18 protein-coding genes are annotated in these 18,500 nt (G+C 66.0%); 9 read left to right on the top strand and 9 right to left on the bottom strand.

Features of this window, described 5'->3' with window-relative positions; translation table 11 throughout:
* Window positions 1-36: 36 nt before the first annotated feature.
* Genes AB839_RS15370 through prmB form a run of 3 tightly spaced genes read right to left on the bottom strand, consistent with a single transcriptional unit; the run spans window position 37 to window position 3,096 of the window.
* Complete coding sequence (locus AB839_RS15370) at window positions 37-1,074, bottom strand: D-glycerate dehydrogenase (protein WP_061480025.1); 1,038 nt, start codon at window positions 1,072-1,074, stop codon at window positions 37-39.
* Window positions 1,067-2,170: a chorismate synthase gene (gene aroC, locus AB839_RS15375; RefSeq protein WP_061480026.1), complete on the bottom strand. Its 1,104-nt coding sequence runs from the start codon at window positions 2,168-2,170 to the stop codon at window positions 1,067-1,069. The genes AB839_RS15370 and aroC overlap by 8 nt, the downstream gene beginning before the upstream one ends.
* A complete protein-coding gene (gene prmB, locus AB839_RS15380) occupies window positions 2,167-3,096 on the bottom strand; it encodes a 50S ribosomal protein L3 N(5)-glutamine methyltransferase (RefSeq protein WP_049414727.1) in 930 nt (309 codons plus the stop codon). The genes aroC and prmB overlap by 4 nt, the downstream gene beginning before the upstream one ends.
* Window positions 3,097-3,218: 122 nt before the next feature.
* Here prmB and AB839_RS15385 point away from each other — a divergent pair, with 122 nt between their 5' ends.
* Window positions 3,219-3,869 carry an SCO family protein gene (locus AB839_RS15385; RefSeq protein WP_061480027.1) on the top strand — a complete coding sequence of 217 codons (651 nt, stop codon included), beginning with the start codon at window positions 3,219-3,221 and terminating at the stop codon, window positions 3,867-3,869.
* Window positions 3,866-4,708: an archaetidylserine decarboxylase gene (gene asd, locus AB839_RS15390; protein ID WP_061480028.1), complete on the top strand. Its 843-nt coding sequence runs from the start codon at window positions 3,866-3,868 to the stop codon at window positions 4,706-4,708. The genes AB839_RS15385 and asd overlap by 4 nt, the downstream gene beginning before the upstream one ends.
* Window positions 4,709-4,849: 141 nt before the next feature.
* Here asd and AB839_RS15395 read toward each other — a convergent pair whose 3' ends face one another.
* Window positions 4,850-5,197, bottom strand: coding sequence for a ribonuclease E inhibitor RraB (locus AB839_RS15395; protein WP_049414732.1), 348 nt, complete (start codon window positions 5,195-5,197; stop codon window positions 4,850-4,852).
* A gap of 23 nt (window positions 5,198-5,220) precedes the next feature.
* Window positions 5,221-6,831 carry a transglycosylase SLT domain-containing protein gene (locus AB839_RS15400; protein WP_061480029.1) on the bottom strand — a complete coding sequence of 537 codons (1,611 nt, stop codon included), beginning with the start codon at window positions 6,829-6,831 and terminating at the stop codon, window positions 5,221-5,223.
* 122 nt (window positions 6,832-6,953) lie between these two features.
* Between AB839_RS15400 and AB839_RS15405 the strand changes: the two genes are divergently transcribed.
* A complete protein-coding gene (locus AB839_RS15405) occupies window positions 6,954-8,459 on the top strand; it encodes a helicase HerA-like domain-containing protein (protein WP_061480030.1) in 1,506 nt (501 codons plus the stop codon).
* A gap of 87 nt (window positions 8,460-8,546) precedes the next feature.
* Window positions 8,547-9,053: a transcription elongation factor GreB gene (greB, locus tag AB839_RS15410; RefSeq protein ID WP_005418006.1), complete on the top strand. Its 507-nt coding sequence runs from the start codon at window positions 8,547-8,549 to the stop codon at window positions 9,051-9,053.
* A gap of 86 nt (window positions 9,054-9,139) precedes the next feature.
* Here the strand turns inward: greB and AB839_RS15415 are convergent, their stop codons facing one another.
* On the bottom strand, window positions 9,140-9,964 hold the full coding sequence (locus tag AB839_RS15415; RefSeq protein WP_061480031.1) for a DUF3025 domain-containing protein: 825 nt from the start codon (window positions 9,962-9,964) through the stop codon (window positions 9,140-9,142).
* Window positions 9,961-11,322, bottom strand: coding sequence for a 30S ribosomal protein S12 methylthiotransferase RimO (gene rimO / locus AB839_RS15420; RefSeq protein WP_061480032.1), 1,362 nt, complete (start codon window positions 11,320-11,322; stop codon window positions 9,961-9,963). Before rimO ends, AB839_RS15415 begins: the two co-directional genes overlap by 4 nt.
* A 205-nt stretch (window positions 11,323-11,527) precedes the next feature.
* Here rimO and AB839_RS15425 point away from each other — a divergent pair, with 205 nt between their 5' ends.
* The 3 genes from AB839_RS15425 to AB839_RS21730 are packed head-to-tail and all read left to right on the top strand — an operon-like array spanning window position 11,528 to window position 12,801.
* Window positions 11,528-12,199, top strand: a complete 672-nt coding sequence (locus tag AB839_RS15425) for a dienelactone hydrolase family protein (protein ID WP_061480033.1) — start codon at window positions 11,528-11,530, stop codon at window positions 12,197-12,199.
* Window positions 12,196-12,618 (top strand): HIT family protein, encoded by a 423-nt coding sequence (locus tag AB839_RS15430; RefSeq protein WP_005418010.1) that lies wholly within the window; start codon window positions 12,196-12,198, stop codon window positions 12,616-12,618. The genes AB839_RS15425 and AB839_RS15430 overlap by 4 nt, the downstream gene beginning before the upstream one ends.
* Window positions 12,619-12,633: 15 nt before the next feature.
* Window positions 12,634-12,801 carry a DUF5668 domain-containing protein gene (locus tag AB839_RS21730; RefSeq protein WP_005418011.1) on the top strand — a complete coding sequence of 56 codons (168 nt, stop codon included), beginning with the start codon at window positions 12,634-12,636 and terminating at the stop codon, window positions 12,799-12,801.
* Window positions 12,802-12,907: 106 nt separating this feature from the next.
* Here AB839_RS21730 and dcd read toward each other — a convergent pair whose 3' ends face one another.
* Together dcd and apbC are read right to left on the bottom strand one after the other, a co-directional pair.
* Window positions 12,908-13,480: a dCTP deaminase gene (gene dcd, locus AB839_RS15435; protein WP_005418012.1), complete on the bottom strand. Its 573-nt coding sequence runs from the start codon at window positions 13,478-13,480 to the stop codon at window positions 12,908-12,910.
* Window positions 13,481-13,558: 78 nt separating this feature from the next.
* On the bottom strand, window positions 13,559-14,413 hold the full coding sequence (apbC, locus tag AB839_RS15440; RefSeq protein ID WP_005418013.1) for an iron-sulfur cluster carrier protein ApbC: 855 nt from the start codon (window positions 14,411-14,413) through the stop codon (window positions 13,559-13,561).
* A gap of 214 nt (window positions 14,414-14,627) precedes the next feature.
* Between apbC and AB839_RS15445 the strand changes: the two genes are divergently transcribed.
* Both AB839_RS15445 and AB839_RS15450 read left to right on the top strand, forming a co-directional pair.
* Window positions 14,628-17,417 (top strand): TonB-dependent receptor, encoded by a 2,790-nt coding sequence (locus AB839_RS15445; protein ID WP_061480034.1) that lies wholly within the window; start codon window positions 14,628-14,630, stop codon window positions 17,415-17,417.
* Window positions 17,418-17,829: 412 nt separating this feature from the next.
* A partial coding sequence (locus tag AB839_RS15450; RefSeq protein WP_156476676.1) for a TonB-dependent receptor plug domain-containing protein occupies window positions 17,830-18,500 on the top strand: 671 nt, incomplete at its 3' end.

Consider the following 18,500-nt stretch of genomic DNA (forward strand, 5'->3'; position numbering starts at 1 on the left):
CGGGGAACCTCCTCAAGCGGGGCGCGCGGAGGTTCCCTATCGTTTCCCGGTTTTTTTGCCCAGCATCACGCGCGCGGCCATCGCCGCGTCAGCGTTGATCGCGCTCGGCATGCGCGACGGGCCACCATCCAGGCCGAGCCCGGCAGCCAGATTATCCACGGCCAGCTGTACCATCGCCGTGCGCGTGCCCAGCGAGGCGCTGCCGATATGCGGCGTGAGCACCACGTTGCGCAGCGCCAGCAGCTCCGGGCGCACCTTCGGCTCGCCCTCGTACACATCCAGGCCGGCAGCCGCCAGGTGGCCGTTGGCCAGTGCGTCGGCCAGCGCCAGTTCGTCGACGATGCCGCCGCGTGCGATGTTCACCAGGGTTGCCGTCGGCTTCATCTTCGCCAGGGCAACCGCATCGATGATGTGATGCGAGGCCGGCGTGTAGGGCAGCACCGTTACCAGATGGTCGGACTGTGCCAGCAGTGTATCCAGGTCCACGTAGGTCGCGCGGAGCGACGCCTCGGTGTCGGCCGGCAACCGTGAACGGTTGTGGTACAGCACCTTCATGCCGAAACCGTGCGCGCCGCGGCGGGCGATGCCCTGGCCGATGCGGCCCATGCCAAGGATGCCCAGTGTGCTGCCATGGACATCCGCGCCCAGCATGGTCTGGAACGACCACTGCTGCCACTGCCCGTCACGCAGCCAGCGCTCGGACTCAGTGATCCGGCGCGCGGTTGCCATCAGCAGCGCGAAACCGAGATCGGCGGTGGTTTCGGTCAACACGTCCGGCGTGTTGCTGGCCAGGATGCCGGCGGCGCTGAGCGCGTCGACATCCAGGTTGTTGTAGCCGACGCCGACATTGGCGATCACCTGCAACTGCGTGGCATTGGCCACCTGGGCCGCACCGATGCGCTCGTTGAGGGTGATGATCGCGCCGTCGGCGCTGGCCAGCTGTGCAGCGATCTGGTCCGGCGACCAGGCGGTGACGGTGTCGGTGCTGCGCAGCTGCACGCGATCGCGCAGCGGCGCGATGGCCGCCTCGATCAGCGGCTGGCTCACCCACACGGTCGGCCGCGTGTCAGCCATCGATCTGCCCGGGAATGCGCGGGGTGATCGTGCCGACATCGCCGCACTGCGCGCGATGACGCAGCGCCTGATCCATCAGCACCAGCGCCACCATCGCTTCGGCGATGGGCGTGGCGCGGATGCCGACGCAGGGATCGTGGCGGCCGGTGGTGACCACCTCGACCACGTTGCCGTCCGTATCCAGCGACGGGCCCGGCAGGCGCAGGCTGGACGTCGGCTTCAGGGCGATCGACGCAACGACCGGCTGACCGGTGGAGATGCCACCGAGGATGCCGCCGGCATGGTTGCTGGCGAAGCCCTGCGGCGTCAGCAGGTCACGGTGTTCAGTGCCCTTCTGCGCGGCGCTGGCGAATCCGTCGCCGATCTCCACGCCCTTCACCGCATTGATGCTCATCAGCGCAGCGGCCAGTTCGCCATCAAGCTTGCCGTAGATCGGCTCGCCCCAGCCCGGCGGCACGTTGTCGGCGACCACGTCCACGCGCGCACCGACCGAGTCGCCAGACTTGCGCAGCGCATCCATGTACGCCTCCAGCTCGGGCACCTGTGCGGCGTGCGGCCAGAAGAACGGATTGTCTTCCACCGCCGACCAGTCGAAACCGGCCGGGGTGATGTCGCCCAGCTGCGACAGGTAGCCACGCACGGTCACGCCGAAACGCTCGGCCAGCCACTTCTTGGCGACCACGCCAGCGGCCACGCGCATGGTGGTCTCGCGTGCCGAGGAACGGCCACCGCCACGCGGATCGCGGATGCCGTACTTGTGCCAGTAACTGTAGTCGGCATGGCCCGGGCGGAACTGCTGGCCGATATTGGCGTAATCCTTGCTGCGCTGGTCGGTGTTGCGGATCAGCAGCGCGATCGGGGTGCCGGTGGTCAGGCCCTCGTATACGCCGGACAGGATCTCGACCTCGTCGGCCTCGCGCCGCGCGGAAGTGTGCCGGCTCTTGCCGGTCGCACGGCGCTGCAGGTCGTGGGCGAATTCGGCCGCGTCCAGCGCCAGCCCCGGAGGGCAGCCATCGATCACGCAGCCGATGGCCGGCCCGTGCGACTCGCCGAACGTGGTGACGGTGAACAGCTTGCCGAACGAATTGGAGCTCACGGGCGCTGCGCCGCCAGTTCGGTGATGCGTGCGCTGTGGGCGATCAGCTCGCGGCATTCGACCGCAAAGATGCCCATCTGGCCAACCTTGAACTCGATCCAGGAAAAATCGACTTCCGGCAGCAGCTTGACCAGATGCTGTTCGGACTCACCCACTTCACAGATCAGCAGACCGTCTTCGCTCAGGTGCAGCGGGGCGTCGCGCAGGATCTTCAGCACCAGGTCCAGGCCATCGTCACCGGCACGCAGGCCCATTTCCGGCTCGTAGGAATATTCCTGCGGCAGGGCATCAGTCTCGTCGTTGGTGACGTACGGCGGGTTGGTGACGATCAGGTCGTAGTGGCGGCCGGTCAGACCATTGAACAGGTCCGACTTGATCAGGGTGACGTTGTGCGCCTGCAGGCGCTCCTTGTTCTCCTCGGCCAGCGACAGTGCGTCGTCACTCAGGTCGACGCCGTCCACTTCCCAGTTCGGGTAGTAGTGGCCCATGGCGATGGCGATGCAGCCCGAACCGGTGCAAAGATCCAGTGCACGGCTGACATCGCGGCCGGCCAGCCACGGTTCGAAACCACATTCGATCAGTTCGGCGATCGGCGAGCGCGGCACCAGCGCGCGCGCGTCACTCTTGAAGCTCAGGCCGGCGAACCAGGCCTCACCGGTCAGGTAGGCAGCGGGGATGCGTTCGTCGATGCGGCGCTGGAACAGCTCCAGCACGCGCAGCTTTTCGGCCTGCAGCAGGCGTGCCTGGCCGTAGGCCGGGCCGAGGTCGTGCGGCAGGTGCAGGCTGTGCAGCACCAGTTGGGTGGCCTCATCCAGCGCATTGTCGTAGCTGTGCCCGAAGGTCAGCCCGGCTTCGTTGAAACGGCTGGTGCCGTAGCGGATCAGATCGATGATCGTGTGGAGTTCGGCGGCCGTTTCAGCGGTCATGGCGGTACTGCGGGCAAAGTGGCCCCCGATTATAGGGGCTGGCGCCCGCGGCAGCATCCGTTGCGACGGAAACGATCGGGCCGCAGCCGGTATGATGGAGCCCATTTCGCGCGGGAGCCCCCATGTTCAATCGCAACGCCGGCATCATCCTGCTGATCGCCCTGGCCGCGGGGCTCGGCCTGCTGGCCGCCCAGCAGGTGTTCGCGCCGAAGCCGCCTGCCAACGCCCCGGCCACCGAAGCGATCACCCTGTACCCGCAGCCGCGTGAACTGCCCGACTTCAACCTGGCCCAGTCCGACGGCACCCGCCTGATCCCGGGCGAACTGAAGGGCCACTGGACCCTGGTGTTCCTGGGCTTCACCTTCTGCCCGGACGTCTGCCCGACCACCCTGGCCGAGCTGGCCGGCGCGCAGAACCAGTGGGAGGCCCTGCCCGATGGCCTGCGCCCGCGCGTGCTGTTCATCTCGGTCGACCCGGACCGCGACAGCGCCACCCGCCTGGGCGAGTACGTGCACGGCTTCCACAAGGACACCCTGGCCGCCACCGCCGATATCCCCTCGCTGGAGCGCTTCGCCACCTCGCTGGGCTTCGTGTTCCAGAAAGTGCCGGGCAAGCATTTCGACGAGAACGCCGAGGATTACACCGTCGAGCATTCGGCCAGCCTGGCCGTGCTCGACCCGCAAGGCCACCTTGCCGGCCTGGTGCGCCCCCCGTTCAATGCGCCGGCGATCGCCCGCGACCTGCACAAGCTGACCGAGAAAACCGCCCCATGAGCCTCACCACCGCCCTGACGTACGCCCTGCCCCATCGCCTGCTGTCCTCGATGGCACGCTCGCTGGCGTACTCGGACGATCCGCGCGTGTCGCGCTGGCTGATCGACACCGTCACCCGCAAGTTCAACGTCAACCTGGACGAAGCGGCCAACCCGGACCCGCGCAGCTATGCGACCTTCAACCAGTTCTTCACCCGCGCGCTGAAGCCGGGCGCGCGCGTGGCCGATGCCGATCCGCGCAGCCTGGTGATGCCGGCCGACGGCCGCATCAGCCAGCTGGGGAAGATCGAGGCCGGCCGCATCTTCCAGGCCAAGGGCCAGTCGTTCACCGCCGCCGAGCTGCTGGGCAGCGACGAGGACGCCAAGCCGTACAACGACGGTCTGTACGCCACCGTGTACCTGTCGCCGCGCGACTACCACCGCGTGCACATGCCGTGGACCGGCACCCTGCGTGAAACCGTGCACGTGCCGGGCCGCCTGTTCAGTGTCGGTCCTGCGGCCGTCAACGGCGTACCGCGCCTGTTCGCACGCAACGAGCGCCTGGTCTGCCACTTCGACACCAGCTTCGGCCCGATGGTCAGCGTGATGGTCGGCGCGCTGCTGGTGTCCGGCGTGGAAACCGTGTGGAGCGGCGAGGAGATCCCGGCCTACGGCGATCGCATCACCCGCAAGGACTACCGCGGCAAGGGCATCAAGCTGGAGCGTTTCGCCGAGATGGCACGCTTCAATTACGGCTCGACCGTGGTAGTGCTGCTGCCACCGGGCGTGGCCGAATTCGCCCCGCAGCTGGGCGCCGAAAGCCCGGTGCAGCTGGGCCAGGCCCTGGCAAAGCTGCGCTGACCGTAGATCCACGCGACGCATGGATGGATTCAACGGGATGCCGGCCAGCGGCCGGCACTACCGGGTCTGTAGAGCCGAGCCCATGCTCGGCTGCCGGCATGAACAGCCGAGCATGGGCTCGGCTCTACAGTCAGAAGCGGATTACTGCAGGACCGGTGCCGGGCCGACGTCCATGCCGTCGTAGTCTTCCACGCCGTGCTCCGCGGCCAGCGCCGCGAATTCCTGGTTGCGGCGGTCCAGCGAGGCTTCGTCGTGGATTTCCACGCGCTCCACGTGCAGCACGTGGAACGGCGCGTCGCCCTCTTCCGGTTCCTGCTCGAAGAGTTCCACGAAGGTGTAGCCCTGTGCCTGCAGGTGCTGGGCCAGCGCCTGCAGCGGCTCGGCACTGGCGTGGACGAAGAAATACCCCCACAGCAACGGGCCGTTGATGTCCCAGTCGGTGTTCTCGCGGAGGTTGGCGAACAGGTTGCGGGTGGCTTCGAGGTCCATACAAATTCCAGTGGTCTTGGGAATTACTTGTCGCAGCCCTGCAGCTTCAGCGTCTGGCCCTGGCGCAGGCTGTAGGCCGGAGCCTTCAGGCCGTTGGCGCGGGCCAGGGTCGGCAGGTCGCACTGGAACTTGGCGGCGATGGCGCCCAGGGTCTCCCCCCGGCCCACCTTGTGGCTGCGCGCCGGCTTCGGCCGGGCGGCCGGCGCCGGGCGCGGTGCCGCCACTGCAGCCACCGGTGCGGTCGGCACGCTGGTGGATGCAGCCGCGTCGGCCACCGGCACCACGCCGCCCACCGCCACGCTACCGGTATAGCTCGACGCGGCCGGGCGCTTGATCGCCGCGTTGAGATCAGCGGTGATCAGCGTGCGGGCGAGGTCGGCACGCGGACCACTGACACAATTTCGCTGGTACAGGCCGACGATGCGGGTGGTGGCGTTGATCAGCGTACCGGCCGGAATCCAGCCATCGGCCTCATAGCGCGGGTTGAGGTTGCGCAACGCACGCATGTAGCCATCGCGGGTACCGTGGCTGCCCAGGCAGATGGTCAATTCATAGATGGTGGTGGACTTGGCCAGCCGCAGCGTGGCCGGCTGCGCGCTGATCTTCGGGAACTCCACGCCGTACTGCTGCGGGTGCAGGAAGATCCAGGCCGCGGCGATCACCATCGGCACGTAGTCCTTGGTCTCGCCCGGGAACTGGTTGTAGACGCTGTCGGTCCAGAAGCTCTGCCCACCGCTCTGCTTGAACACGCGCGCAGCACGGCCTTCGCCACCGTTATAGGCGGCCACCGACATTTCCACGTTGTTGTTCAGTTCGCGCAGGCGCTCGTTGAGGTAGCTGGCGCTGGCCTCGGCGGCGCTGCGCGCGTCGAAGCGGGTATCGAAGCCGGTGCCGTCCGGGCCCAGGCCGAAACGGCGGCCAGTGGCTGGCATGAACTGCATCAGGCCGGCGGCGCCGGCGCGCGAGGAAGCATGCACACGGCCATTGGATTCCTTGGCCATGATCCCGAACAGCAGCGCCTCGGGCAGGCCGCGCTTTTCCCACTCCGGCCACATCACCGCGCGCAGGTTCTGGTAATTCTCGTAGCTGGTCAGCAGCGCCGGGCGCATGTCGGTCAGCCAGCGGCGGATGCCGGCCTGCACCGCCGGGTTGTACTCGACCATCGTGTCGAAGGCGTGCCGCTTGTCGTTCAGCAGCGCGGCAGCGCGCGCGGCCTCGGGCACGTCGGCGGTGAGCGGCCCGATGTGGTCCGGGTCGGCTTCCAGGCGGTCACCGCCCTCGTCGGCCACGTCATCGCTGGCGGCGGCATCGGCGTCGTGCTTGAGCAGCCGCTTGTAGCTGGCCAGCAGGGTCCCCATCTGGCAGCCCTTCTGCTTCACGCAGTCGTTGAGGACATCTTCCATGTCCTCCAGCGCGGCATCAGCCTCGTTGCTGCCCTTGGGATCGGCGTTGGCGACCAGCAGCAGGGCATCGCCGTAGCGCTTTTCGGCGGCGGTCATGCGCTGCTGCAGCGCATCCACCTTCACCTTGTCCCGGGCCGAAACCCGCTGTGCGTGGGCGTCGGGCGCCAGGGAAACCAGGCCGGCCAGGGCCAGCAGCGGCCAACCGCGGGAAATCAGGACAGGAACGGGCATTGATGGCACTGTGTGCAAAACAGGCAGGCAGAGTAGCGGCGCCGCCAAGGTCCGGGCAAGCCGACCTTCGGACCGTCACTGCCGGCGGTTAACATTGGGCTATTCATCACAAGGGCTGGACAATGGATCCGATTCTGCTCGGCAAAGGCATTACCGACGATATTGCCGTCACCCTGCTGCCGAAACTCGGCAACCGCCACGGTCTGGTGGCCGGCGCCACCGGTACCGGCAAGACCGTGACCCTGATGACCCTGGCCGAGGGCTTCTCGCGGCTGGGCGTGCCGGTGTTCCTGGCTGACGTGAAGGGCGATGTGTCCGGCCTGGCCGTGCCCGGCACCGGTGCCGAGAACCTGCTCAAGCGCGCGGCCGAGATCGGCGTGGCCGACTATGCGCCGGCCGCCAGCCCGACCATCTTCTGGGACCTGTACGGCAAGCTCGGCCACCCGGTACGCACCACCGTCAGTGAGATGGGCCCGACCCTGCTGTCGCGCATCCTCGAATTGAACGACACCCAGGCCGGGGTGCTCGATATCGTATTCAAGCTGGCCGACGACCGCGGCCTGCTGCTGCTGGACATGGACGACCTGCGCGCCCTGCTCGGCCTGGTCGCCGAGGAGCGCAAGGACATCTCCACCGAGTATGGCCTGGTCAGCGCGCAGTCGATCGCCGCGATCCAGCGTTCGGTGCTGCGCCTGGCGCAGGACGGTGGCGAGAACTTCTTCGGCGAACCGGCGCTTGAACTGGCCGACATCATGCGGGTCAACCACGACGGCCGCGGCATGATCGGCATCCTCGCCGCCGACCAGCTGGTGCTCAAGCCCAAGCTCTATTCCACCTTCCTGCTGTGGCTGCTTTCGGAACTGTTCGAGCAGCTGCCGGAAGTGGGCGACCTGGACAAGCCGAAACTGGTCTTCATCTTCGACGAGGCCCACCTGCTGTTCGATGATGCACCGCCGTCGCTGGTGCAGCGCATCGAGCAGGTGGTGCGCCTGATCCGTTCCAAGGGCGTGGGCGTTTACTTCTGCTCGCAGTTCCCCGACGACGTGCCGGGCAACATTCTCGGCCAGCTGGGCAATCGCGTTCAGCACGCACTGCGTGCGTTCACCCCGCGCGACCAGAAGGCGGTGAAAACCGCGGCCGAGACGTTCGTGCCGAATCCCAAGCTGGACGTGGCCAAGGTGCTGAGCCAGCTCGGCACCGGCGAGGCACTGGTATCCACGCTGCAGGACAAGGGCGTGCCGATGCCCGTGCAGCAGACGTTGATCGCGCCGCCGCGCTGCCGGATGGGACCGATCACCGAGGCCGAGCGTGCACAGGTACGCGCCGGCAGCCCGGTCGGCAGCCGCTACGACACCGCGATCAACCGCGAATCGGCCGCCGAACTGCTGGCCCAGCGCGCGCAGAAGAGCATCGAGCAGGCACAGGCGCCGGCCGCGCGCAGCCGCGAGCAGGACGAAGCTCAGGAAGGGGGTTTCGGACAGGCCATCAAGGATGCGATCTTCGGCACCAAGCGCCGCCAGGGCATGATCGAGACCATGGCCAAGCAGACCACGCGCACTGTCGGCACCAAGCTGGGCAACCAGATCGTGCGCGGCATCCTCGGTGGCATCTTCGGCGGCAAGCGCTAGATGCCCCTGCTGGGGTCAGAGCCCTTTCCGCTGGCAAGGGATCCGACCCCGCTCCCCATTCGTCATCCAGAAAAGAAGTCGTATTGCATGTCCCGTTGGCGTCCCCCCGCAGAAAAAAGCACCGCCCTGATCACCGCTTCCGGGCATGCGCGACTGAAGGCCGAACTGGATGAGCTATGGCGCGTGCGCCGCCCGGAGGTGGTAAAAGCACTCGCCGCCGCTGCCGCAGAAGGCGACCGCTCGGAGAACGCCGAGTACACCTACCGCAAGAAGCAACTGGGCGAGATTGACCGCCGCGTGCGCTACCTGACCAAGCGGCTGGAATCGCTGCGCGTGGTCGACACCACGCCGACCGACCCGTTGGCGGTGTTCTTCGGCGCATGGGTGGAACTGGAGAACGTGGACAGCGGCGACACCAGCCGCTACCGCATTGTCGGTCCGGATGAGACCGATGCGGGCCTGGGCTGGATCAGCATCGATTCCCCCCTGGCGCGTGCGCTGCTGAAGAAGCGGCTGGATGATGAGTTCTCGGTGGAGCTGCCTGGTGGGCAGTTCACCTTTGCGGTGATCGGGGTGGAGTACGAGCCTGTGTAGCGTCGAGCCATGCTCGACCTCGCCGCCGTTGTAGAGCCGAGCCCATGCTCGGCTGATGGGCAACGCAGCCGAGCATGGGCTCGGCTCTACAACGGTGGTGGGTACGTACGCCCTGCACGCAGCGGGCGGAAATAGTCGGCATTGCGATAGAAGGCGGAATCCTGCACGTCATGCCAGCCGGGAACACCGGCCAATGGTAACGGCCGCAGCTGCAGCGGATCGGTCACTGCCCTGCCCTCGGCAATGGCCGCAGTCATCACGTCAACGCAGGCAGCATCGGCATCGCCCTGCACCACCACGCACTTGCCGACCAGCAATCGCCCCGGCAGCAGTGCCTGTTCCATCAGCGCATGCCCGAATACCACAGTGATGGCGATGTCACCGCTCTGCCAGTTCACCGGGTCAAACAACGCGGGCCAGTCGTGTGCATCCCAGGCAGCCAGCAGTGAGTCATCGCGCACACGCACGATCACGCCGGTTTCGTCGAACTGGGTCAAGGCGGCCTGCGCGCGGTTGCGCTGGCCGGGTGGCATCGCCTCGATATGCAGGCACTGCCGCACGTTGAGCGCTCGCTTCAGCTGCGGCTGTGAGGCCCACACCAGCGCATTGAACAGGTCGTGCCAGTTGCCGGCACGGGTGGCGATGCGTCCCTGCGCGATACGCACTTCGTAGTGCAGGCCATCGGCCAGCAGCGCGGCGTCCTGTTCAACCAGGCGCTTGCCAGGCACGGCCAGGCGTGCATCGAGCGCCGCGATGGACGGCCATGCGGTGCCGTCCAGCAGGTCACGGAAGTCCTGAAGCCCGGCAAACAGCGGGTGCTCGAACCGCCGTGCAGCTACCGCCGCACGTGGCGGCGGTACGAAGCGCCGTGAACCGCCGCCGTTGCCGGTGGCGGCCGTCGCTGCGATCACAGCACCTTGAGGTCGAACGCCGGACGGGGGGTGGCCGCCAGCGCGTCACCGTACAGGTCATGCTCGTCGCTCTCGGTGATCTCCACGTCGACGAATTCGCCCACGCGCAGCGGCACCTGGTCGGCATTCTGGATGTGCACCAGGCCGTCGATCTCCGGGGCATCGGCCTTGGAGCGGGCCACGGCGATGTCGCCTTCGATGGCGTCGACCAGGCACTGCTGCACGGTGCCGATCTTGGCTTCCAGGCGCGCGGCGGAAATCTGCGCCTGCTTCTCCATGAAACGGGCCAGGCGTTCCTGCTTCACCTCTTCCGGCACGGCGTCAGGCAGGTCGTTGGCGGTGGCACCCTCGACCGGCGAGTAAGCGAACGCACCGACGCGATCCAGCTGCGCTTCGTCAAGGAACGACAGCAGTTCCTCGAACTCGGCTTCGGTTTCGCCCGGGAAGCCGACGATGAAGGTCGAACGCACAGTGATGTCCGGCGCGATACGGCGCCAGTTCTGCACGCGCTCCAGGGTCTTCTCCACCGCGCCGGGGCGCTTCATCAGGCGCAGGATGCGCGGGCTGGCGTGCTGGAACGGGATATCCAGGTACGGCAGGATGCGGTTCTCGGCCATCAGCGGCACCACTTCGTCCACGTGCGGATACGGGTAGACGTAGTGCATGCGCACCCACGCATCCAGCTCCGACAGGCCTTCGCACAGCGCCTTCAAACGGGTCTGGTAGGCCTTGTCGCGCCACATCTTTTCTGCGTACTTCACGTCCACGCCGTAGGCCGAGGTGTCCTGCGAAACCACCAGCAGCTCGCGCACGCCGCCACGCACCAGGCGCTCGGCTTCACGCAGCACCTCGTCGACCGGGCGCGAAACCAGCTTGCCGCGCATCGACGGAATGATGCAGAAGCTGCATTTGTGGTTGCAGCCCTCGGAAATCTTCAGGTACGCGTAGTGCCGCGGGGTCAGCTTGATTCCGTAGTCGGGCACCAGGTCCACGAACGGATCGTGCTTGGGCGGCAGTGCTTCATGCACCGCTTCCATCACGCTCTGGTAATCCTGCGGGCCGGACACCGCGAGCACGTTGGGGTACGCCTCGCGGATCTGCTCCGGGCGCTTGCCCAGGCAACCGGTGACGATCACCTTGCCGTTCTGGTTCATCGCCTCGCCGATCGCGTCCAGCGACTCGGTCACCGCAGAATCGATGAAGCCACAGGTGTTGACCACCACCACGTCGGCCGAATCGTAGGACGGGACGATGTCGTAGCCTTCCGAGCGGAGCTGGGTGAGGATGCGCTCGGAATCGACGAGGGCCTTCGGGCAGCCAAGGCTGACGAAGCCGACTTTGGGGTTCAGCTGGGACATGGAAATCGCGGGACTCTGGGGGCCTGGGCCCCTGCCGCCATGGCAGGGGTTCCTGGGGGCCGGGGCCTGAAAGGGCGCCAGTATACCGGGGTTGGCGGCCGCGCTCTGAATGCCCAGCCGACCGATCCGGCACAGCCACTGACGCCGCGCTAACCGGCGCAGCACCGACAATGCAGTTCTGTTTCCAGCAACGAGGAAGATGACGATGGCCGAGTGGATCACCCTGGATACGCATCACGGCCCGGTACGGGCCTGGCAGGCCCTGCCGGAAGGCACCGCGCGTGGCGGCCTGGTGGTGGTGCAGGAAATCTTCGGCGCCAATCCGCATATCCGCAGCGTGGCCGAGCGCTTCGCGGCGGAAGGCTATGCGGTGCTGGCGCCCTCGTTCTTCGACCTGCTCGATGGCCCCGACGCCGATCCGGACGCGCTGCCCTACGACGCCGACGGCGTGAAACAGGGCCTGGAACGGGTCGGCGCGCTGGGCATGGAGCGGGCACTGGAAGTGGTACGTGCGGCGGCCACCCGGCTGGCCCCTTACGGCAAGGTGGGCACCGTCGGCTACTGCTGGGGTGGCACGGTGGCGATGCTGTCCGCAGTGCGCCTGGGGCTGCCGTCGGTCAGCTACTACGGCGCCCGCAACGTCCAGTTCCTCGATGAGACACCCAAGGCACCGGTGATCTTCCACTTCGGCGCCCAGGACCGCAGCATCCCACCGGAAGCCGTGCAGGCCCACCGCGAGAAGCTGCCGCAGATGACCACCTACGTCTATCCGGCCGATCATGCCTTCAACCGGGAGGTCGGACATGCGTATGATCCAGACAGCGCCGCCCTGGCGCTGCAACGCACCCTGGACTTCTTCTCGGAGCATCTTGGATGAGCGAATTCGAACTCGATTCACGCCTGGCCGCCGATAGCGTGCTGGTGGCGGAAGGACCGTTGTCGCAAGTGCGGCTGATGAACGACGAACGATTCCCCTGGCTGGTGCTGGTACCGCGCCTGGCCGGGGTCACCGAGTGGATCGAGCTGGACGGCGAGCAGCAGGACAAGCTCCGCACCGAGCTCAACCGCGCCTGCAAGGCCCTGAAGGGCTCCGACGGGGTGGAAAAGATCAACATCGGGGCGCTGGGCAATATCGTGCGCCAGCTGCATTTCCATGTGATCGGCCGCCATGACGGTGATCCGGCCTGGCCTGGCCCGGTCTGGGGCAGCGGCCCGGCGCACCGCTACGAGCCGGCGGCGCTGGACCAGCATGTCGCCTACTGGAAGGAACGGCTAGGATATCCGGCCCTGTCCTGAGCCTTCGCCGACCCGATGCGATTCAACCTCGTTGCCGCCGTCCTGCTGATCCTGATCGGCCTGTTCATGCTCGCCAGCAATCTCGGCTGGACGCACCTGAACCTGTCCAAGCTGCTGCTGACCTGGTGGCCGGTGGCCCTGGTGGGTGTCGGCATCGCGATGCTGTTCGGTCGCGGCAAATAAGGAAGGCGGCGCATTGCACCGCCTTCCTTCATGTGGAGCCGGGCCATGCTCGGCTGCCCTGCATTGAAGCCGAGCATGGCTCGGCTCTACAAATCGCCTGCAATCTTCAGGTCCGCGGCAGGGTCACGCCGGTCTGGCCCTGGTACTTGCCGCCACGGTCGCGGTACGACGTCTCGCAGATGTCATCGGCGGCCGCCTGGAAGAACAGCATCTGCGCCACGCCTTCGTTGGCGTAGATGCGCGCCGGCAGCGGCGTGGTGTTGCTGAATTCCAGGGTGACGTGGCCTTCCCATTCCGGCTCCAGCGGCGTCACGTTGACGATGATGCCGCAGCGCGCGTAGGTGCTCTTGCCCAGGCACACCACCAGGGTATCGCGCGGGATGCGGAAGTACTCCACGGTACGCGCCAGCGCGAAGCTGTTCGGCGGGATGATGCACTCATCGCCGACGATATCCACGAAGCTGCCCGGATCGAAATGCTTGGGATCGACGATCGTCGAGTTGATGTTGGTGAACACCTTGAACTCGCGCGAGCAGCGCACGTCATAGCCATAGCTGGACGTGCCGTAGCTGACGATGCGCTGGCCGTTGGCCTGCTTGACCTGCCCGGCCTCGAACGGCTCGATCATGCCGTGCTGCTCGGACATGCGGCGGATCCAACGGTCACTCTTGATGCTCATGCTTTGTCCTGGGGGTACGAGGGGGCGCGAGGATTCTAGCAGGGGGCCGGCCTGCGCCGGCGGCCCCTGCCCCGGCACTTACAGCAGCGAGGACAGGATCGGGATCGAGGCCCGCGGGCGCTTGCCGACTTCCTCGATCAGGCGCTGCGCGGCATGGCGATAGGCCTGGGCCGGTGCCGAATCCGGCTGGGCCACGGTGATCGGCGTGCCTGCATCGCCCTGCTCGCGGATGCCGATCTGCAGCGGCAGCGACCCCAGCAGCGGCACGCCGTACTGCGCGGCCATGCGCTCGCCGCCACCCTCGCCGAACAGGTGCTCGATGTGCCCGCAGCTGCTGCACGTGTGCACCGCCATGTTCTCGACGATGCCCAGCACCGGCACCTCGACCTTCTCGAACATCTTCAGCGCCTTCTTCGCATCCAGCGTGGCGATGTCCTGCGGCGTGGTGACGATCACCGCACCGGCCAGCGGAATCTTCTGGGTCAGGGTCAGCTGGATGTCACCCGTGCCCGGCGGCAGGTCGATCAGCAGGAAATCCAGGTCGTCCCACAGGGTATCGTTGAACAGCTGGGTCATCGCCGAGGTGGCCATCGGGCCGCGCCAGATCATCGGGGTGTCTTCTTCGATCAGGTAGCCGATCGACATGGTGTCCACGCCGAACGCACGCAGAGGCTCGATGCTCTTGTTGTCCGGGCTTTCCGGGCGGCCGGACAGCCCCAGCATGGCCGGCACGCTGGGGCCGTAGATGTCGGCGTCGAGCACGCCCACCCGCGCACCGAGCTGCTGCAGCGCCACGGCCAGGTTCACCGAGGTGGTGGACTTGCCGACGCCGCCCTTGCCCGAACCGACCGCGATGACATTGCGGATGCGGGCATGCGGCGTAAGTCCCTTCTGGACCTGGCTGGCATGGGGACGGCGGGGAGAACTGTTCACAACGAGCACCGGCGGAGTCAGGGGGATAACCCAGCATCATACAAGCTGGACGTAACCTGACTGAAATTCAGGATTGCGACGGATTCGTGCACAGATTGTTAAGTTCATGTTACGTTCGATCAGCACTGTTTTGAGCTGCGGAGCCCGCTGTTGCGGCCCGCGCGATGGCGCATGCGCAGTGCCGTTTTTGTTTTTTGCTCTCCATTGGAACTACATGAAACACGTCAGCAATACCGCACGTCGCAACACGCTCGCCGTCGCCCTGCTTTCCGCTCTGATGGCCGCCTCCCCGGCAATGGCCCAGGACAAGGCGACCAACCTGGACAAGATCACCGTCACCGGTTCGCTGATCCCGCAGACCCAGGTCGAAACCCAGACCCCGGTGATGTCCATCACCGCCGAAGACATCCAGACCCGCGGCTTCAGCAGTGTTGCTGAAGTGCTGCAGCAGTCATCGCTGACGACCGGCGGCCTGCAGGGCGGCCAGACCTCGGGTGCGTTCACCCAGGGCGCCGAAGCCGCCGGCATGTTCGGCCTGAATCCGGGCTACACCAAGTACCTGATCAACGGCCGCCCGATGCTCTCGTATCCGGCGCTGTACAACGGCAGCGAGTCGTTCAACAACATCAGCGGCATCCCGATCGACATCGTCGAGCGCATCGAAGTCCTGCCGGGCGGCCAGTCGTCGCTGTACGGCTCGGACGCGATCGCCGGCGTGGTCAACATCATCCTGAAGGAACGCATGGACGGCGGCACGATGTCGATCCGTGGCGGTACCTACACCGAAGGTGGTGGCGGCAACATCCGCTTCAGCGCCGCCAAGGGCTTCAACGCGTTCGACGACCGCTTCCACGCGCTGGTCAACGTGCAGATCGAGAACGGCAGCCCGATCTGGGGCTACCAGCGTGACATCACCAAGCAGAACAACCCGGTCGGTTACACCGCGCAGCTTCCGTCGAACGACTTTGCCGTCATCGGCAACGCCGACAACAAGCTGTACATGATGGACCCGACCCGCTGCGCCAACGTGGCAGGCCTGTACGACGGCACCACCACCGTCGGCAAGCGTGCATCGGGCGAATCGTGCGGCTCGGTGTACAGCGCCGGCTACAAGACCCTGAAGAACGGCAAGAACAGCGGCCAGTTCTACTCGTCGATGACCTTCGACGTGAACGACAACTTCCAGCTGTTCGCCGACGTGCTGTACAGCAAGGAAAAGACCGAGTTCACCTCCGGCTCCAGCGCCCTGTGGTGGGGCACCAAGTCGGTGATGGGCGGCTTCTACGACCAGGGCCTGGGCAAGGTCGTGAACCTGCAGCGCGCCTTCGCGCCGGAAGAAATCGGCCCGGGCCACTACAACAACATCCTGAACTCCGATGAGAGCCGTTCCTACCAGGTCACCCTGGGCGGCAAGGGCATGGTCGGCGACTGGGACTACAGCGCCAGCTTCACCCGCGGCGAATACCGTCTGGACCAGAACCGCTTCGCGCGCTGGAAGGACAAGATCGAAGGCTTCTTCGGCGACACCGTGCTGGGCCCGCGCCTGGGCACCACTGCTGATGGCTTCGGCATCTACAACCCGAACTACACCGCCTTCTACTCGCCGATCACCCCGGACCAGTTCGCCAGCTTCACCGGCTATGGCACCCATCGCAGCAAGACCTGGCAGAACCTGGGTCGCGTGCAGGTGACCAACGGTTCGCTGTTCTCCCTGCCGGGCGGCGACGCCGGCCTGGCCGTGGTGCTGGAAGGCGGCAGCGAAGGTTGGGATTACTCGCCCGACCAGGCCTTCGTCGATGGCAACGCCTGGGGCGCCACCGCCGTGGCCGGTGCCGGCCACCGCAGCAACTACGCGGTGACCAGCGAACTGCGCATGCCGGTATTCGAGTCGCTGACCATCAGCGCCTCGGGCCGCTATGACGCCTTCAAGATCGCCGACAAGACCGTCGACAAGGCCACCTACAGCATCGGCCTGGAATACCGTCCGGTGGAAAGCCTGCTGCTGCGCGGCAAGTACGGCACCGCGTTCCGCGCGCCGACCCTGTCCGATGCCTTCCAGGGCATGAGCGGCTCGTTCGCCTCCGGCCAGAACGACTACTACCGCTGCAGCCAGATGGGTTACGCGCTGCGTGACGAAGCCTGCTCGTTCTACAAGACCACCTCGGTGTACAGCGAAAAGTCCGGCAACCCGGACCTGAAGCCGATCACCGCCGACGTGTGGAGCGCAGGCGTGGTGTGGGCCCCGGTGAGCAACTTCTCGCTGTCGGTCGACTACTACAACTGGAAGATCAAGAACGAGGTCAAGACCCTGAGCACCGACCAGCTGCTGCTGGCCGAGTACCAGTGCCGCAACGGCCTGCCGAACAACACCTCGGCCAGCTGCCAGAACGTGACCGACTGGGTGACCCGCGACGCCGGTGGCAACCTGACCCGCGTGTACACCCCGAAGCTCAACGTGGCCAGCCAGAACCTGGAAGCGGTGACCGTCGGTGCCAAGTACCAGCAGGACCTGGGCCGCTTCGGTTCGCTGATGTTCTCCGGCAACTACACCAACATGCTGAAGCGTGAAGTGGTGGCCCTGCCGGGTGCGCAGAAGCTGGACCTGCTGAGCGATCCGTACAACATGTGGTACTACGACAACTTCGCCAAGGTACGCGGCGACGTGTCGGTGGGCTGGGCCATCTCCAAGTTCACCACCACCGTGTACGCCAACTACGTCGGCAGCACCCCGAACTACCTGGCCTACACCGGCCGCAGCTACGACTACGTCCACTCCTCCGGCGCCAAGGCCGGCAAGTGGGGCTCGTACACCACGTACAACATGAGCCTGAACTACCAGGCACAGGACGATCTGACCCTGTCGCTGATGGTCAACAACGTGTTCAACAAGCTGCCGGAAGGCCAGCGCTACAACTACCCGGGCAACGAATCGACCCCGTTCAACGACGGCTTCTACAGCGTCTACGGCCGTCAGATCTCGGCCCAGGTCAAGTACGACTTCTGATCCCGTCGTATTCCGGACCGCGTGTCTGGACCAGGCCCCGCTTCGGCGGGGCCTTTTTTTTGCACCACTGCCCGCTCCCTGTCCGGCCTGTAGCAGAAAGTGTGATCCACAACGCACAAACATCCAGGTTCCCGGCAGCGCTGATCCAAGGCAACGCATTGATCTACAAGGCATATCCGCCATGCCGACATGCTCCCTTGCACGCCGCAAACTTTTGAAACATGCCAAAACAAATCGCCTTATCCATTGATTCTGAAGCGTTTTTTCATCTCCCAACGGCACCTTGATGTGACAGCCCTGTGTTGGCAGCGTTAACGACGTGTTACGGTCGACCTGAATGGAGTCACACTGAACGAATTGTTAATGCGCAGGGAATGCGCCGCCAAGACATTGCTCACTACGGGGATCCACCATGTCTCGCCAACGTTCCACGCTCTCGCGCCACCCTCTGACCCTCGCCCTGCTCGGCACCCTCCTGGCCTCCGGCACCGCCCTGGCCCAGGACGGCAATGCGCCGACCCAGCTTGATCGTGTGACCGTCACCGGGTCGCTGATTCCGCAGACCGAGATCGAGAACCACACGCCCGTCCTGACCGTCACCGCCGAGGATATCCAGACCCGCGGTTTCACCAGCGTCGCCGATGTCCTGCAGCAGTCCTCGCTGTCCACGGGCGGCCTGCAGGGTGGCCAGACCTCCGCATCCTTCACCCAGGGCGCCGAAGCGGCGGGCATGTTCGGCCTCAGCCCGGGCTATACCAAGTACCTGATCAACGGCCGCCCGATGCTCTCGTATCCGGCGCTGTACAACGGCGGCGATACCTTCAACAACATCAGCGGCATCCCGATCGACATCGTCGAGCGCATCGAGATCCTGCCGGGTGGCCAGTCGTCGCTGTACGGCTCGGACGCGATCGCCGGCGTGGTCAACATCATCCTCAAGGAGCGCATGGATGGCGGCGTGCTCAATGTGCGCGGCGGTGCCTACAGCGAAGGAGGCGGCAACAGCTTCCGCTTCAGCGGCGCACGCGGTTTCAACTCCAAGGATGACCGCTTCCATGCACTGGTCAACGTGCAGTATGAGAA

Source organism: Stenotrophomonas sp. DDT-1, from assembly GCF_001580555.1.
GTDB classification, from domain to species: domain Bacteria; phylum Pseudomonadota; class Gammaproteobacteria; order Xanthomonadales; family Xanthomonadaceae; genus Stenotrophomonas; species Stenotrophomonas sepilia.

Excerpts from the sequence above, each read along its gene's own strand:
- AB839_RS15370 (WP_061480025.1), bottom strand. The coding sequence starts at position 1,074 with ATGGCTGACACGCGGCCGACCGTGTGGGTGAGCCAGCCGCTGATCGAG.
- prmB (WP_049414727.1), bottom strand. The coding sequence starts at position 3,096 with ATGACCGCTGAAACGGCCGCCGAACTCCACACGATCATCGATCTGATC.
- AB839_RS15385 (WP_061480027.1), top strand. The coding sequence starts at position 3,219 with ATGTTCAATCGCAACGCCGGCATCATCCTGCTGATCGCCCTGGCCGCG.
- asd (WP_061480028.1), top strand. The coding sequence starts at position 3,866 with ATGAGCCTCACCACCGCCCTGACGTACGCCCTGCCCCATCGCCTGCTG.
- AB839_RS15395 (WP_049414732.1), bottom strand. The coding sequence starts at position 5,197 with ATGGACCTCGAAGCCACCCGCAACCTGTTCGCCAACCTCCGCGAGAAC.
- AB839_RS15400 (WP_061480029.1), bottom strand. The coding sequence starts at position 6,831 with ATGCCCGTTCCTGTCCTGATTTCCCGCGGTTGGCCGCTGCTGGCCCTG.
- AB839_RS15405 (WP_061480030.1), top strand. The coding sequence starts at position 6,954 with ATGGATCCGATTCTGCTCGGCAAAGGCATTACCGACGATATTGCCGTC.
- greB (WP_005418006.1), top strand. The coding sequence starts at position 8,547 with ATGTCCCGTTGGCGTCCCCCCGCAGAAAAAAGCACCGCCCTGATCACC.
- rimO (WP_061480032.1), bottom strand. The coding sequence starts at position 11,322 with ATGTCCCAGCTGAACCCCAAAGTCGGCTTCGTCAGCCTTGGCTGCCCG.
- AB839_RS15425 (WP_061480033.1), top strand. The coding sequence starts at position 11,528 with ATGGCCGAGTGGATCACCCTGGATACGCATCACGGCCCGGTACGGGCC.
- AB839_RS15430 (WP_005418010.1), top strand. The coding sequence starts at position 12,196 with ATGAGCGAATTCGAACTCGATTCACGCCTGGCCGCCGATAGCGTGCTG.
- AB839_RS21730 (WP_005418011.1), top strand. The coding sequence starts at position 12,634 with ATGCGATTCAACCTCGTTGCCGCCGTCCTGCTGATCCTGATCGGCCTG.
- dcd (WP_005418012.1), bottom strand. The coding sequence starts at position 13,480 with ATGAGCATCAAGAGTGACCGTTGGATCCGCCGCATGTCCGAGCAGCAC.
- AB839_RS15445 (WP_061480034.1), top strand. The coding sequence starts at position 14,628 with ATGAAACACGTCAGCAATACCGCACGTCGCAACACGCTCGCCGTCGCC.